1 pseudogene is annotated in these 404 nt (G+C 77.0%); it reads right to left on the minus strand.

From position 1 onward, the window contains the following. A pseudogene (locus MU407_RS14250) lies at nucleotides 1-404 on the minus strand (DNA recombination/repair protein RecA); the annotation flags it as partial.

Below are 404 nucleotides of genomic sequence, written 5' to 3' on the forward strand. Positions count from 1 at the left end.
TGACGTAGCGGTCCGGGGCCTTGCCGCCGGTGTTGGTCTCGGTGCTGCGGATGACGACGCCGGTCTGCTCGCGCAGCTGATTGATGAAGATCGCGTTGGTGCCGCCGGGGCGCGGCGCGCCGGTGAGCTTGCGCCGCGCCTGGGCCATCAACCGGGCCTGCAGGCCCACGTGGGCGTCACCCATCTCGCCCCCGATCGCGGCCTTGGGCCCCAGGGCGGCCACGGAGTCGCTCACCACGCTGTCCCGCGCCCCGGAGCGGATCAGCCTGTCGGTGCTCTCCCGGGCCTGCTCGCCGGGGTCCGGCTGGGAGACCCCGAGGCCGTCGGCCTGCACGCCGCGCGCCCTGGCGTCCTCCGGGCCGCGGGCGCGCGCCGCGCCGATGCCCGCGGCGCGGCGTCCGTTG

Origin of the sequence: Brachybacterium sp. Marseille-Q7125, assembly GCF_023062615.1 — a bacterium.
GTDB lineage: Bacteria > Actinomycetota > Actinomycetes > Actinomycetales > Dermabacteraceae > Brachybacterium.